The following is a 12,711-nucleotide window of genomic DNA, read 5'->3' as shown; positions in this document are numbered from 1 at the left end:
AAGAAAAAATAAGAATGTTCTTACCCTTTAGTTGGGTAATTTGTGCAGCAATATCTTTTGCTTATATAAATTCACATTTAATAAATACCTAACATAAATGTCTTATCCTTCAAGAGACGAAATACTTGCATCTTCAAAAGGGTGGGTAGCATCTTTTTTGAATTTTCTTCCTGGTTTAGGATCGGGTTACTTATATCAAAGAAGATGGAAACCCTATTTTTTTACCATCACTGCTAGTACTGCATGGTTCGCTTTAGGTATTTTTTTACAAGGTGATTCAGAACCTTCTCAAAATGAACAAATAATTGGGATTTCTGGTCTTTTTTTCATATCAATAATTACAGTTATAGAAGCCAACTTGGCTTTCAAAAAAGCAAGTAATAAAACAAAAGCTGAAAAAGAGAAAATAATATCCTCTAACAAAAAAGGATGGTTTAAATAATTCGAAAAATTAGATCTTAATAAATATTTTGTTATTTCTTAGTTTTTATAATTTAAGTAAAAATTACCATATATAAATTTTAAGATAATTTAAAAATTTTTAGTTATAAAAAAACAAAATTTCTTTTTCTTTGAGACCTTCCCATCCCGAGTCTATTAATAATTGATTCAATGTTTCTTTATCAAAATGCTTAGAACCCGTTTTTACGCATCTATTTCTCATTGATTTTTTAACACCACTCCTTTGTCTTTTATTCTCCTCATCCATAATTCTATTGTATAGATCTAGCATTTTTTGAGGGATAGGAGTACCGTCAAGATCCACTCCATTTTGAATAGCAAGATCAACAGCCTGCATTCCCATTTTCTTCATATAGTTAAAAAAGCTGAAACTATAATAAAACAAAACTTATTAATCTAAAATTCTTTGAATAATAATTTATTGATTTTGAATTTCCTTAAGTACTCTAATAGCCTCTTTAATGTGTTCAGGACCATTCAATAAATCTCTAAAAATATGCCTAACTGTCCCTTTGCGATCAATAACGTAAGTCACCCTACCATCCATAAAACCTAATACTTTAGGAACTTTAAAAGTTTTCCTAAGAGAGTCATTCGTATCACAAAGTAATGGATATTGTAATTTATTTTTATTAGCAAATGCCAAATGACTTGAGGTACTTCCATTACTTACTCCCCAAACTTGTGCACCTAATACTTTAAATAAGTCATATTTATCTCTAAATCCGCAAACTTCTATAGTGCAACCCGGCGTATCATCTTTTGGATAAAAAAACAAAACAAGGGGATTTTTTAAACCCTTATTTGATCTTTTAACTCCATTTTGATCCAGTAAAGAAAATTCTGGAATTTTATCCCCAATCTGCACAATAATTCTTATAAAGTTCCATATTAGAGGTTAATATGTTTTTTTTGTGGCCTAGAGGTAAATAACTGATATTAAAGTCAGTTTTTTTGTTTTAAAAGATACTAAAAAATTATTGAAATAAACTAGGGTAAATTTAACCATGGTAAATTTATTAATTCAATAATATGGAATTAATAATTTATATTTTTTTATTTCTTATTCTTTTTTTGGGAGTTATTTTTAATTTAAAAATAACTAATTTTAAAAAAGTTAAAGAAATAAGAAACAAAGCTAAAGATTATTCAAAAAAGAATAATTAAATATAGAGTGCTAAAATTAAAATTCAATTTTTTCATTTGGAGTAAATACTGAGCAATATTTTTTTACTAGGTCCTTTGGCTGACTAGTGGAAGAATTCGTTAATTTTAATTTTAGTTTTTCTATAGCCTCATTAGCTTTAATCTCACCGAGTCGATATCTTGCACACGTATCCAATACTTTAAACATTTTTGTGGTAACGGCTTCAGCTGGATAAATTAGAAAAAATAGGTAAAAAACAACAAATAAGTACTTCATTTTTTTTAAGATAGTAGATATTTAGCGAATAGTTTCAATAATTTAGAAAAAAATTAGTTTAGAAAAAATTTAATCTTGATAGCATAATCTAATTTGAGTTTAATCAAGAAATTCTATAAAATAATAATAAATGAAATTAAGATAAAATAAGTGATAGTAATAAATAATCTCAGTAAAAATGAGAAAATTAATAGATAAACATAAAACTCTTATAAATTGGTACCAAAAAAAATTTAAATTGAGTGATTATCAATTACTTTGGTTAGTTTTCTTTAAAGGAGTATTAATAACAATAATATTTTTCAAAATTTTTTAATATTAATAAAGCTTTTCCGAGAATGAAATTTTCACATGATTTGACTATATTTAATAGTAGATTTCCTAATTAGTTAAATAGTTATCAGTTATGAATATTTTTGGTGTAGGTTTGCCTGAAGTTACTGTAATACTAATCTTAGCTCTTTTAATTTTTGGTCCAAAAAAGCTTCCTGAATTAGGAAAACAGCTTGGTAAAACTTTGAAAAGTCTTAAAAAAGCGTCGAATGAATTTCAAAATGAAATCGATCAAGTTATGAACGAAGAAGATAAAGATGAATCTCCTAAATCTATAGAAAGCAATCAAAAAAATGAAATTAATCAAGAAAAAATAGATTCAGAAAACAGCAACAACTAATATCTTGGATAGGCCCATAACCCCCGTAGAAGAATTTGAAAGAGCATTAGATAAAGCAGCTCTTACTAAAGAAGAATATGAATTAATAGACTACATCCGCTATACAAGTGTTTTTACACAACCTAGTCTTATTAAAGATTTAAAAAGGCCATCAAAACCTCCTCTTTTGTCAGTTCTATGTCAAATTTGCAGAAAAATTGGTTCGGAGATGCCAGATCATTTCCAAAAAGTAATTGAGTGGTCAATTGAAATAAGTGATCACGATACAAAATGGGATGCTCATTTAATTTGCGCAGAAGCATTGAATATAGACAAGATTCCATTAAGTCCTATTCATGGGACAACTCTATTTGATGTTCTTGTTGTACACAAAGAATTATTTCTTGGATTTGATTAAATTAAATTAATCATCTAAAGGCACGGAATCAGTATCTATAACTTCCGAATCATCATAATTATTTATTTTATTTTCAATCCAGTTATTTATATAACTAACTAAAGGCAATGAACCTCTAAAAATAAAAATTGAAGTAGGCAAAGCGCTTAATAAACCGACTAAAGGACTTTTAAAAAGTAATCTTCCGGCTTTAATGTTAAATAAAATAATAAGCGCTGAGGGAACTATAACTTTAACTACTGTTTTGAGCGCCTCAAGCCAACCAACACGATATGTCCACCATATTAAAATTATGCCAACTACGTAGAGGAATAGGTAAGTCATAAAAATAGTATAATGATTATCTATTTATCTTGTTCTTACTAAGAAAAAGATTTTATAAATTTTTTTAACATCAATTAATCAAGTTCTAGTAATGAGTTTTTCTGAAATAAGAAAATTTTTAATTAAGATGCAATCTGATGAAGACTTAAAAAAGCAGGTTACTACATCCTCTACAGCGGATGATGTAGCCCTAATAGGTCAACGCTTGGGATATGACTTTTCAGGAGATGATCTCTTAAGATTTAATGGACAAAAAGTCGATAAAGTTACTGTAAGGAAGGTAGATCATCCAGGGGAATACCACTAATTTAAGACCTAACCCATATTGCAAGCCCTCCACCCCTGCCTCGAGCACATAACCAATTATCTTTAGTGCTAATTCCTACAAGTGAGAAAAAAGGCATTTTTTTTTCTTCAGGTTTTTTTAATTCATTATTAAATATAGGAAAATTACTAATACTAATTTTCAATTCTTTAAAATAAAAAACCAATAAAGGTCTAAGCCCTTTTAATTCTGCGCTGCCTAAAAAGGTAATGTTTAATAATCCAAAATTAATTGAATTTTTTATTTCATAATTTATTTGATCCTCTTTATTTTTACTTTTTAATTCGAGTCTTGCAGACAATACTTGTAGAATCGAACTGGGTACATTCTTAATTCCATCTAACTCCTTTCCCCATACATACTTAAACTTCCATATTCCTAACAATTCCTCATATGCTATTCCGCTTCCATTTTTTTGAGAATTTTTTTCTAATATTTTTATCTCCTTGATATCAGGTAAGTCTTTCATAATAGATTTTTCTTAAGAATTAAATACTAAGATAACTTCATAAAAAATGTTCAAAACCAAAAAGATCACCTCAAAAAGATTTCTTTGTTTCAATATATTTCTAAAAAAATAATTTTTTGGCACACATAAGGAACAAGATCTCGTTAATATATTTACATAAAGTAACTAAATTAATGGACTTCATTTCTAAAAGCCAAGGATACATTCCTCTAAAAGCTGTCCCTTACATATTTTTCCTTGCCGTTGTTCTAAGTATTACAACCTCTACTAATACATTTGTCTAAAACGCATTAGTTTTACAAGAAGAGTAAAGCAAATATTTAATGAAAAAGTACGATGTTGTAATAGTCGGAAGTGGAATTGGTGGATTATGTTGCGGTTCAATTCTGGCTTTATCAGGCAAAACTGTACTTATATGTGAAGCACATTCCCAACCAGGAGGTGTTGCTCATAGTTTCAAAAGAAAAGGTTACACTTTCGAATCAGGTCCTTCATTGTGGAGTGGAATAGGTAAATGGCCGACAACTAATCCCTTAGGGCAAATTCTTAAATTAATTGATGAAGAAGTTGAGCTATTTCAATACAAAGGTTGGCAAGTAATTGTCCCTGAAGGCAATTTTAATCTTGATGTGGGAGAAGAACCTTTTAAACAAACAATTAAAACTTTAAGGGGTGAGAATTCTGTTAAAGAATGGGAATCATTTATTTCCGAAATAAAACCTCTTAGCCAAGTAATAAATGAGATACCTTTACTCTCATTTTCTCCCGAATCAATAAATTTCTTAGATCTAATAAACTTAACCTCAAGATTTTTACCTAATATCAATCAAATAGCAAAAATTAATAAGGGTTTTGGGAATTTAGTAAATAATCATCTAGAAGATCCTTTTCTCAGAAATTGGGTTGATTTATTAAGCTTTTTAATAAGTGGTATGTCAATGCATGATACAAATACAGCTGCGATGGCTACTTTATTTAACGAATGGTTTGAACCAAATTCATACCTTGAATACCCTAAAGGAGGTAGTGAATCTATCGTAAAAGCCTTAATTAATGGATTTAAAAAAAATGGAGGAGAATTAATTCTCTCTTCGAGAGTAAAGTCAATTAACTTCAATAAAAATTTAGCGACAGGTGTAACTCTTAATAATGGTTCTAGTTATAGTTGCGAATCTGTTGTCACTAATACTGATGTTTGGAATTTAAAGAAGTTAATTCCAAATGAAATTTCAAAAAAATGGAATACAAAAGTTTTGAACCCTAATAAATGTGATTCTTTCCTTCATATACATCTAGGTTTTGATGCTGATGGCCTTGAAGATTTGCCAATACATGCGATACATGTTGATGAGTGGGGAAAAGGTATAACCGCAGAAAGAAATATAGCTGTTTTTTCAATCCCATCTGTTTTAGATAAAAATATGGCCCCTAAAGGAAAACATGTTCTTCATGGATATACTCCCGCAAATGAACCTTGGGAAATTTGGGAAAACCTAAACCCAAAGGAATTAATCTATAGAAATTTGAAAGAAGAAAGATGTTCAATATTCCTTAATGCAGTGCGAAAATTCATCCCTGACATAGATGAAAGGATTGATTTAAAGATGCTAGGAACCCCAATCACTCATAAAAAATTCACCAATACCTATTGCGGTAGTTACGGCCCTGCATTATCTGCAGCAACAGGTCTTTTCCCAGGCTGCAAAACTCCAGTGAAAAATTTGTTTACTTGCGGTGCAAGTACATTTCCAGGTATTGGAATTCCTGCTGTTTCAGCAAGTGGTGCGTATGCAGCTGAAAAAATTATTGGTAAAAAAGAATTTAAAACTCTTCTTAAGAAAATAAATTTATGAATCAAGTTCTTTTTTATAACTCTGCAAATACTTAGTTAAGAAATAAGAATAAAGAAAGCAAAAACGTTCAATAATGATAATCTTTATCTGAACATAAACTTAACTTATAGCTCTTATATGTTTTTCTTATCAATTCCTCAAGCCTGGCATTTAGTTGGCACTTGGTCAGAACAACTTCCAAGCGAGTCAAATCTTATAGGAATGGGTCAAACAGAATTAATGATGACTTTACACTCAATATTCGTTCCTCTCTTAATTGTAATTTCATATTACTTATTCAATAGACTTAATAAAAACGAATCAAAGAAAATTAAAGAATGATCGTTTAAGGTTTATTTAGCTGAACTTCTTCTAACTACTTTTCTGCCTGTAGAAGTATCAACTCCGCTTGAATCTTTAGTTTGTGAATTAGTTTCAACATTTTCAACATCACTTTTATCCATTTCTGCGCAAACACCTACTACCATGGCAGCTTGCATTTGATCTGGTAAATCTCCAATAGTTAATAAGGCCTTTAAAACTAATTGAAGTCGAGTTTGCCGATCTATTTCAGGTCTTAGTTTTTTTACGGTATTCCAAAGTTCTTGGGTAACTTCTTTTAAAAGTTCTCGATCTACAGCCAAATTAAATCCTTCTTGTATTTCTACTAATCTAACAAAAAATCGGATCTCGTAAAATAATATTCAATAAAAAGATTGTTAGTTAATATTTTTCTATCCGAATACAAGTTGCATTTGTTGATGCAGTTCATTCTTCTCTTGTAAAAGTTTATCTTTTTCAATCTTTTTTAGAGTAAAAGTTCTATAAATTTTTTTTTGAATCTTTATTGGAGTATTTTCAAACTTTACATTTTTGCTTATTAGAGAATTCCACTCTTTTGAATTAAAAGGGGCATAAGGAGAAGATGAAATCACTTTCATATCTTAATAGTAAATCTGTACTAATACTAGTACAGATTTACTATTACGCAACAACTTTATCGACTTATCTTAATTTTGAAGTTCCTTTGAAAATGGATTGATTTTTTTTATCTAATTTGCAGAAATCATAAGCTGGATAAATGAATAAAAGTATCATAAGTAACTTATTGATCCCTTTTTTTAGTGTCTTAAGATTTTTCTTGCTTAAAAACCTCTTAAAATAGTTAATTTGTTGAAATTAACATTGACAAGATTTATTTAGTAATCCTCCCTATAAAAAGAATAATGAATTGATCAAAAATGCTTCTTAGTAATGCAAAAAGACTAAAGATACAAGGAATAATTAAAAGAATTGCTCAAGATAAATCAATTACATTAGAAGAAAGGATATATGTTGAGAAATTTGCGCACCATAATTCGACAATTTCTCTTTGGCTAAAAAAAGCTAACAGCTATAGAAGGAATGGTACAAAAAATGATGGGGGGATTGATAATCTCTTACAATCATTTGGGATAGATGGACTAGATAAAGAAAATCATTTCAACCCAAATGAAGATGATATATCGGATTGGTTTGGCGGTGCTCCTGGTTGGCTAAGGAGAAGCTAGATGCATTAATTATTCAATTTACCCAGGCTATCTTACACAAATATATACTCATAAAAGATATAAATACCCAAAAAAGCCATGGTATAAATTTAATCGGCATCAAATATTTTTTTGAAAAGGTTTTCATATAGATTTTTCTTTTAGATTATTTCTTCCTTACTGTTTTTGAGAATAGGTTTAATTGCTCTATTTATAAATTAAACAATCTTCGAAACCTCAAAGATATTAAATCACTTTAAGTAGATAAAGTTAATCAGCCTTAATAATCCCAATCTAAGCAACTTTATTTTCAATTTTCCTTGTAAAATTTACTATTTTTGCCTCATCATGGTCTGAATCATTCCAATATTTTATAAGTCTTTCTAATTCATCAATCCTCTTTTTGGCATTTGCAATTTTTTCAGTAGTTGTCATATAAAATTTTTATCTACCCAATTAATGCATGAAAAAAAAATATTTCAATGTTAGTAACAACTTTTAGATTATAAATATTAATTTTTGGTTAATTACCTCAATATATTATAGCCCTATAGCGGCTGAGTAATTATACTTAAAGAAAATGAAATTTATGAAGAAATTAAATTCTTTGATTTTGAATAGTACAGTTAACTTATTAGACTTAATATACTCTGGTAGATCTTTGCAAAGATTTTGGGTTTTAGAAGTTATAGCTAGATCACCTTATTTTGCATTTCTTTCAGTTCTTCATTTTAAAGAATCCCTAGGAATTAGAAATGAGAAAACGATGATTTTAATGAAAGAACATTTTTATCAAGCTATTAACGAAACTGAGCATCTTAAAGAAATGGAGAAAAGAGGAGGTGATAGGTTCTGGATCGATAGATTTTTTGCGAGACACCTTGTGCTTGTTTATTACTGGATCATGGTTTTTTATTATTTCCTCTCTCCAGCTAATGCTTATGATGTCAACATAAAAATCGAAGAACATGCATTTGAAACTTATTCCAAATATTTAATAGATAATCCAAATGATCAAAAAATAAAAGAAATTGCTCAAGATGAATTAAATCATGTCCAAGAACTTAACCAAGCTTTGTCAATGCTTACAACAGTTTAGATCAGTGCTGAGAAATCTATTAGCAATATTGAGAGCATCGCCGATGAAGAAATTAATCCTAGGCTAATCATTAATGAGACATAACCTTTTTTTCTAGGCAATTTATAAAAAGATATTCCAATAATTAATATCATTATCAATGAGAAAAAAATTATAATTTTTTCATTTACTAAATTGAGATGTATAACTAAATTTTTTTCTTCAAAAAATTTGAGAAATTCAGATAAAACCAATTCTTCTTCTATTTTCTTAAAATAATCAAATGAGCTTATAAAAGCAGAACTTAATAAAGATAATGCAACCAGTGCAGTAACTGGTTTTGTTAACCTATTAAGTGTTCTGTTAAAACTTGCCAATAAAATAAGAATAAATAAAGAGGTTACAAAAGGTATTAAAGGTATAAGAGTTGTTGAATTTATGAAATTTCCCACGGAAAAATATGTATCTAATTTAAAATTTTATATTATTTCGACGCGTTATTTTATTAAATAAGATTTTTTAAAATCTAAAATGTAATTAGTACCTATTGCATTCCGTGTAAATTGATACCAAAATTAAATTAGTATTGAAGAATAAAATGCTAGCCATTTCGGAAATTATTATTGCAAGTGCTATCTTCCTAGGAATTGTATATTGGGAAGTTAAATTCCTTTATACCAAAACTACAGTAGCGAAATAAATTCACTCAAAACAGGAAAATTAAAAACGTAGAAAATTTAAAAAAAATTTAAGAATTTAAGTTGACAAAAAAAGCTCTAAATATGAGAGAATAAACACAATTATAAAGCCCTTCTAATGAGCGAAGTCCAAAATTCTAATACTAACTCAACTCAGCAGCAGCAACAGCAACAGCAACAATCCTATTCAGACAGCAAAATCAATTCTGCTGAGAGCGAGAGACTTTATCTTGAGATGAAAGAAGCTTGGCTTTAAATTTAATTCGTGTTTGAAATAATATTTCTATAAATTTTTTAATTTTGAAGTAATCAATACTTTTTTATTTTCTATACCCTTTAAATTTTATTTAACAGCAAGGGTAATTTTTGAGAAAACTAAAGCAGTTAGAAAAAATTAACGGAAGGCTCGCAATGGGAGGGTTGATATATTTAGTTTTTACAAAATTAGTTTCCAACCGTGCCGACATATTAGACCAGCTTAAATCTTATTTAATTTAAAAAATCAATTGGAAATATTACCCAGGAATATTTCTTTCTATATAAGCGTCAGTTAAAGCTAGGATTAACCCCAATAACGTTGAAAATATAGCAATTTCAGTTGATTCCATTTTATTTTTGAATTACCCCTAGTTTGCTAAATAATTCAAATTTCAGCAACAAAACCAACAACTTACTATAGTACGTATATACTATTAGTTATTTATTGTGAGCTCAGCAACTCCTGAGTTTCTTTTCGTTAGGCCTGGTGATTATGTCGCAATTAAAAAAGAAAATTGCGAAGATACAAAGGAAAAGGATGAAAATTATTGGGTCGGTCAAGTTATCGACTGTATTGGAGGAGCTAGAAATCCAAATTCATGGACCTTGTTTCAAGTTGCCAATATTGACAATGGAGAGATCACTATAATCAATGCCGATATTGTAGAAAAAATTTTGAAACCTTCTGGAAGGTAATCTTAATCAAACAAACTTCCTTCAGTATTATAGAAACAAAAGGGGAAATGAAAGCTTTAAAGGAAATCACCCCAGTTCCAAGCAGGCAAGACCATATACTTGATTCATAGGGCAGGGAGGTTGAATGCCTTTATACATTCTGTAAGTTTTTGATATTTCCTCAAATCCCAAACTTGATAAAAGATAATTTGCGTAAGGGTTCAGATTAGAGCAATCCAATAAGATTTGAGCATCTAAATCACCAACTAACTCCCTTATTAATAATTCAGCAAGTGGTGGAGTATCCGCTAAAAGTGGGCCAATTCTCCAGCCTTGCTCATTATCCTCCAATACACAAGGTCTTATCCTGCCAAATCCATGGCACATCCCATTATTATCGACAATTGCACTGACATTACCATGAGAATTCTTCAACCAGTCATTTAGAAAATGTGGTCTGGGACTAGGTTCTCTTTGATCATCATAAATTAAGACTGCTTCAGAAGAAATTTTATTACCCGGGACAACTTTAAAAGAATGAAATTGATCTTTATAGAAATTTTTCAATGGCAAATCTTGAGAACCATTTAATTTCCATCGATTTGTAATGGAAGATTTTCTAAACCCCCACTTTGCGTAATCATTTAATCTATCTGGGGCAGCCTCAAGACCAATACAATCAACATTTTTCAAATATTCGAGGGCATGTTTCCATAATCTCACTCCATATCCATTATTCCGGAATTCTTTTTTAACTATAAATAAACCTATAAAACCATACGAGGAATTATATTTTATACACGCAATAGAGCCTATAGGATTATTGTCTAGACAAGCTACCCAAACCCCTTGTTTATCTGTATTTCTATAAATTGATAAATCATCCATTCCAGGAGAAAATCCTTCTAACCTTGCCCAGTTTGTGACTTCTGGTATTTCATTTATAGATATCAATCTAATTGAAAAATTTTCCCTCATAGAAATATACTAACCAAGAAAAATTTGAATTTTTAAAAGCAATATTAATAAATTTGATTATTTCTCATAAATTATTCGCTTTGATTTAACTACCTAAAAACCATAGTTATTTACAATTTATCCTCTGATATATTTAATACTATTCAAAGGTAAAAAATGAAAATTTCTGATAAATTTCATTTAGAAGACATCTATAAATTAAAAAATACAGTTCTCACTGGCAAAACTGAAGATATAAAATGGCGGATCCATCATATCAATATAGTTTCTAAACTTTTGGATGAAAATAAAAAAGAGATAATTAAATCACTTTTTGTTGATCTTGGCAAATCTGAAATAGAAGGGCTTTCAGAAATCCTTTTAGTGAAAGAAGAAATTTCACTTATAAAAAAGAAACTCAATACTTGGATGCGACCAAAAAAGATTGATACCCCTTTTTATCTTTTTCCATCATCCTCCAAAGTTATTTATGAACCTCTTGGGTGTGTCTTAATTCTTGGTCCTTATAATTATCCATTACTTTATATTTTAAAGCCATTGGTAAATATTTTCTCAGCAGGAAATACTGCAGTTATAAAACCATCAGAGAAATGTCCTGCGACCTCAAAACTTATTAAAAAGCTTACTTCCAAATATTTCCATAAAGATGTCCTAATGACAGTAGAGGGAGATAATAAACAATCCATAAAATTAATTGAACAAAATTTTGACCACATTTTTTTTACAGGAAGTACTGAAACTGGAAAATCCATAATGAAATTAGCTTCAAAAAACTTAACTCCATTAACTCTTGAGTTAAGCGGAACAAATCCTGTAATTGTTTTTAAGAATGCAAATTTAGAAGTAGCTGCAAAAAGAATTGTTTGGGGTAAATTTTTTAATTCTGGTCAATCCTGCATGGCTCCGAATCATATCTTTGTAGATAAAGAAATTGAAAATATTTTTATAGAAAAATTAAAGAAATACATAGTAAGCTTTTACGGAGATAATCCAATTATTTCCGAAAACCTATCAAAATTGGAGAAAAAACAATTTACATCAACTGTAGAAATTCTCAAACAATATGAAAAAGAAAAAAGAATTTTATTTGGGGGGACTTTTAGTAAAAAAAAGTTGAAAATATCTCCAACAATTTTGAGAACTAAATTACATGAAACAGATATTTTGCAGAAAGAATTATTCAGTTCACTACTTCCTGTAGTTGGAATTAATGATAAGGAATCAGCTTTAAAACAGATTAGTCAAACATCAAAACCCTTAGCAATCTACTTATTTGGAGGCAATAAAAAAATCCATAATCATATTTCAAAAGTAACCAGCTCTGGAACAATTTGTATAAATGATGTGATGTTACCAGTTCTTATTCCAAATTTACCGTTTGGAGGCGTTGGGCAAAGTGGTATTGGTAAATTTCATGGAGAAGAAGGTTTTCGAAATTTTTCAAATCAAAAATCTATTACTTTTAAAGGTTTTTTATTTGATTCAAATCTGAGGTATCCCCCCTATGAAAGAGTAAAGAAATTTTTAAAGTTTATTTTTCAGGTTTAAATTACTTAAATTGTTTTCAAAAACCTAGCGATTTTAAATTTA

Annotated in this window: 21 protein-coding genes; 11 read left to right on the top strand and 10 right to left on the bottom strand. The window is 29.1% G+C overall.

Features of this window, described 5'->3' with window-relative positions; genetic code table 11:
• Positions 1 to 97 precede the first annotated feature (97 nt).
• A complete protein-coding gene (locus tag HA152_RS01865; RefSeq protein ID WP_209132973.1) occupies positions 98 to 442 on the top strand; it encodes a hypothetical protein in 345 nt (114 codons plus the stop codon).
• Between the two features lie 99 nt (positions 443 to 541).
• Here the strand turns inward: HA152_RS01865 and HA152_RS01860 are convergent, their stop codons facing one another.
• The 3 genes from HA152_RS01860 to HA152_RS01850 form a co-directional block, all read right to left on the bottom strand.
• Positions 542 to 814, bottom strand: a complete 273-nt coding sequence (locus tag HA152_RS01860) for a small RNA NsiR4-regulated ssr1528 family protein (protein ID WP_002808213.1) — start codon at positions 812 to 814, stop codon at positions 542 to 544.
• Positions 815 to 880: 66 nt separating this feature from the next.
• Positions 881 to 1,330, bottom strand: a complete 450-nt coding sequence (locus HA152_RS01855; protein WP_012007141.1) for a peroxiredoxin — start codon at positions 1,328 to 1,330, stop codon at positions 881 to 883.
• Between the two features lie 315 nt (positions 1,331 to 1,645).
• Complete coding sequence (locus tag HA152_RS01850) at positions 1,646 to 1,885, bottom strand: non-structural protein (NS2)-like protein (protein WP_209132971.1); 240 nt, start codon at positions 1,883 to 1,885, stop codon at positions 1,646 to 1,648.
• Positions 1,886 to 2,291: 406 nt separating this feature from the next.
• Between HA152_RS01850 and HA152_RS01845 the strand changes: the two genes are divergently transcribed.
• Positions 2,292 to 2,558, top strand: a complete 267-nt coding sequence (locus HA152_RS01845) for a TatA/E family twin arginine-targeting protein translocase (protein WP_209132969.1) — start codon at positions 2,292 to 2,294, stop codon at positions 2,556 to 2,558.
• Positions 2,559 to 2,562: 4 nt separating this feature from the next.
• A complete protein-coding gene (locus HA152_RS01840) occupies positions 2,563 to 2,955 on the top strand; it encodes a hypothetical protein (RefSeq protein WP_209132967.1) in 393 nt (130 codons plus the stop codon).
• 6 nt (positions 2,956 to 2,961) lie between these two features.
• Here HA152_RS01840 and HA152_RS01835 read toward each other — a convergent pair whose 3' ends face one another.
• A complete protein-coding gene (locus tag HA152_RS01835) occupies positions 2,962 to 3,279 on the bottom strand; it encodes a hypothetical protein (RefSeq protein ID WP_209132965.1) in 318 nt (105 codons plus the stop codon).
• A 91-nt stretch (positions 3,280 to 3,370) separates the two neighbouring features.
• On the opposite strand from HA152_RS01835, the gene HA152_RS01830 reads away from it, so the two are divergent.
• A complete protein-coding gene (locus HA152_RS01830; RefSeq protein ID WP_025957575.1) occupies positions 3,371 to 3,586 on the top strand; it encodes a Nif11-like leader peptide family natural product precursor in 216 nt (71 codons plus the stop codon).
• Position 3,587: 1 nt separating this feature from the next.
• Here HA152_RS01830 and HA152_RS01825 read toward each other — a convergent pair whose 3' ends face one another.
• Positions 3,588 to 4,073 carry a hypothetical protein gene (locus HA152_RS01825; protein ID WP_209132963.1) on the bottom strand — a complete coding sequence of 162 codons (486 nt, stop codon included), beginning with the start codon at positions 4,071 to 4,073 and terminating at the stop codon, positions 3,588 to 3,590.
• A 323-nt stretch (positions 4,074 to 4,396) separates the two neighbouring features.
• Between HA152_RS01825 and HA152_RS01820 the strand changes: the two genes are divergently transcribed.
• The gene (locus tag HA152_RS01820; protein WP_209132962.1) at positions 4,397 to 5,926 is read left to right on the top strand and encodes a phytoene desaturase family protein; all 1,530 of its coding nucleotides are present in this window, start codon (positions 4,397 to 4,399) and stop codon (positions 5,924 to 5,926) included.
• A 117-nt stretch (positions 5,927 to 6,043) separates the two neighbouring features.
• A complete protein-coding gene (locus HA152_RS01815) occupies positions 6,044 to 6,247 on the top strand; it encodes a hypothetical protein (RefSeq protein WP_209132960.1) in 204 nt (67 codons plus the stop codon).
• Between the two features lie 11 nt (positions 6,248 to 6,258).
• On the opposite strand, the gene HA152_RS01810 is transcribed toward HA152_RS01815, so the two are convergent.
• On the bottom strand, positions 6,259 to 6,549 hold the full coding sequence (locus tag HA152_RS01810; protein ID WP_209132958.1) for a TIGR03894 family protein: 291 nt from the start codon (positions 6,547 to 6,549) through the stop codon (positions 6,259 to 6,261).
• A 90-nt stretch (positions 6,550 to 6,639) separates the two neighbouring features.
• On the bottom strand, positions 6,640 to 6,846 hold the full coding sequence (locus HA152_RS01805) for a hypothetical protein (protein ID WP_209132956.1): 207 nt from the start codon (positions 6,844 to 6,846) through the stop codon (positions 6,640 to 6,642).
• Between the two features lie 300 nt (positions 6,847 to 7,146).
• On the opposite strand from HA152_RS01805, the gene HA152_RS01800 reads away from it, so the two are divergent.
• Positions 7,147 to 7,455: a hypothetical protein gene (locus HA152_RS01800; protein WP_209132954.1), complete on the top strand. Its 309-nt coding sequence runs from the start codon at positions 7,147 to 7,149 to the stop codon at positions 7,453 to 7,455.
• A 273-nt stretch (positions 7,456 to 7,728) separates the two neighbouring features.
• Here the strand turns inward: HA152_RS01800 and HA152_RS01795 are convergent, their stop codons facing one another.
• Entirely contained in the window at positions 7,729 to 7,869 is a 141-nt protein-coding gene (locus HA152_RS01795) for a hypothetical protein (RefSeq protein WP_209132951.1), read from the bottom strand.
• Between the two features lie 154 nt (positions 7,870 to 8,023).
• Here HA152_RS01795 and HA152_RS01790 point away from each other — a divergent pair, with 154 nt between their 5' ends.
• Positions 8,024 to 8,533: an alternative oxidase gene (locus HA152_RS01790; RefSeq protein WP_209133309.1), complete on the top strand. Its 510-nt coding sequence runs from the start codon at positions 8,024 to 8,026 to the stop codon at positions 8,531 to 8,533.
• On the opposite strand, the gene HA152_RS01785 is transcribed toward HA152_RS01790, so the two are convergent.
• Positions 8,530 to 8,964 carry an NADH-quinone oxidoreductase gene (locus HA152_RS01785; RefSeq protein ID WP_209132949.1) on the bottom strand — a complete coding sequence of 145 codons (435 nt, stop codon included), beginning with the start codon at positions 8,962 to 8,964 and terminating at the stop codon, positions 8,530 to 8,532. The two genes, HA152_RS01790 and HA152_RS01785, sit on opposite strands and share 4 nt — an antisense overlap.
• A gap of 364 nt (positions 8,965 to 9,328) precedes the next feature.
• On the opposite strand from HA152_RS01785, the gene HA152_RS01780 reads away from it, so the two are divergent.
• On the top strand, positions 9,329 to 9,466 hold the full coding sequence (locus tag HA152_RS01780; RefSeq protein WP_012007127.1) for a hypothetical protein: 138 nt from the start codon (positions 9,329 to 9,331) through the stop codon (positions 9,464 to 9,466).
• Between the two features lie 449 nt (positions 9,467 to 9,915).
• Entirely contained in the window at positions 9,916 to 10,164 is a 249-nt protein-coding gene (locus tag HA152_RS01775; RefSeq protein WP_209132947.1) for a DUF3104 domain-containing protein, read from the top strand.
• A gap of 66 nt (positions 10,165 to 10,230) precedes the next feature.
• Here HA152_RS01775 and HA152_RS01770 read toward each other — a convergent pair whose 3' ends face one another.
• A complete protein-coding gene (locus tag HA152_RS01770) occupies positions 10,231 to 11,121 on the bottom strand; it encodes a GNAT family N-acetyltransferase (RefSeq protein WP_209132945.1) in 891 nt (296 codons plus the stop codon).
• 156 nt (positions 11,122 to 11,277) lie between these two features.
• Between HA152_RS01770 and HA152_RS01765 the strand changes: the two genes are divergently transcribed.
• Positions 11,278 to 12,669 (top strand): aldehyde dehydrogenase family protein, encoded by a 1,392-nt coding sequence (locus tag HA152_RS01765; protein ID WP_209132943.1) that lies wholly within the window; start codon positions 11,278 to 11,280, stop codon positions 12,667 to 12,669.
• Positions 12,670 to 12,711 lie beyond the last annotated feature (42 nt).

Origin of the sequence: Prochlorococcus marinus XMU1412, assembly GCF_017696315.1 — a bacterium.
GTDB lineage: Bacteria > Cyanobacteriota > Cyanobacteriia > PCC-6307 > Cyanobiaceae > Prochlorococcus_A > Prochlorococcus_A marinus_AF.
Note: the sequence above shows the minus strand (reverse complement) of the source record. Positions and strands in the feature narration are given on the sequence as shown.

What these genes read in the sequence shown, in the direction of transcription:
- HA152_RS01865 (WP_209132973.1), top strand. Translation starts at nt 98, where the DNA reads ATGTCTTATCCTTCAAGAGACGAAATACTTGCATCTTCAAAAGGGTGG.
- HA152_RS01860 (WP_002808213.1), bottom strand. Translation starts at nt 814, where the DNA reads ATGAAGAAAATGGGAATGCAGGCTGTTGATCTTGCTATTCAAAATGGA.
- HA152_RS01850 (WP_209132971.1), bottom strand. Translation starts at nt 1,885, where the DNA reads ATGAAGTACTTATTTGTTGTTTTTTACCTATTTTTTCTAATTTATCCA.
- HA152_RS01845 (WP_209132969.1), top strand. Translation starts at nt 2,292, where the DNA reads ATGAATATTTTTGGTGTAGGTTTGCCTGAAGTTACTGTAATACTAATC.
- HA152_RS01835 (WP_209132965.1), bottom strand. Translation starts at nt 3,279, where the DNA reads ATGACTTACCTATTCCTCTACGTAGTTGGCATAATTTTAATATGGTGG.
- HA152_RS01830 (WP_025957575.1), top strand. Translation starts at nt 3,371, where the DNA reads ATGAGTTTTTCTGAAATAAGAAAATTTTTAATTAAGATGCAATCTGAT.
- HA152_RS01825 (WP_209132963.1), bottom strand. Translation starts at nt 4,073, where the DNA reads ATGAAAGACTTACCTGATATCAAGGAGATAAAAATATTAGAAAAAAAT.
- HA152_RS01820 (WP_209132962.1), top strand. Translation starts at nt 4,397, where the DNA reads ATGAAAAAGTACGATGTTGTAATAGTCGGAAGTGGAATTGGTGGATTA.
- HA152_RS01815 (WP_209132960.1), top strand. Translation starts at nt 6,044, where the DNA reads ATGTTTTTCTTATCAATTCCTCAAGCCTGGCATTTAGTTGGCACTTGG.
- HA152_RS01805 (WP_209132956.1), bottom strand. Translation starts at nt 6,846, where the DNA reads ATGAAAGTGATTTCATCTTCTCCTTATGCCCCTTTTAATTCAAAAGAG.
- HA152_RS01800 (WP_209132954.1), top strand. Translation starts at nt 7,147, where the DNA reads ATGCTTCTTAGTAATGCAAAAAGACTAAAGATACAAGGAATAATTAAA.
- HA152_RS01795 (WP_209132951.1), bottom strand. Translation starts at nt 7,869, where the DNA reads ATGACAACTACTGAAAAAATTGCAAATGCCAAAAAGAGGATTGATGAA.
- HA152_RS01790 (WP_209133309.1), top strand. Translation starts at nt 8,024, where the DNA reads ATGAAGAAATTAAATTCTTTGATTTTGAATAGTACAGTTAACTTATTA.
- HA152_RS01780 (WP_012007127.1), top strand. Translation starts at nt 9,329, where the DNA reads ATGAGCGAAGTCCAAAATTCTAATACTAACTCAACTCAGCAGCAGCAA.
- HA152_RS01770 (WP_209132945.1), bottom strand. Translation starts at nt 11,121, where the DNA reads ATGAGGGAAAATTTTTCAATTAGATTGATATCTATAAATGAAATACCA.
- HA152_RS01765 (WP_209132943.1), top strand. Translation starts at nt 11,278, where the DNA reads ATGAAAATTTCTGATAAATTTCATTTAGAAGACATCTATAAATTAAAA.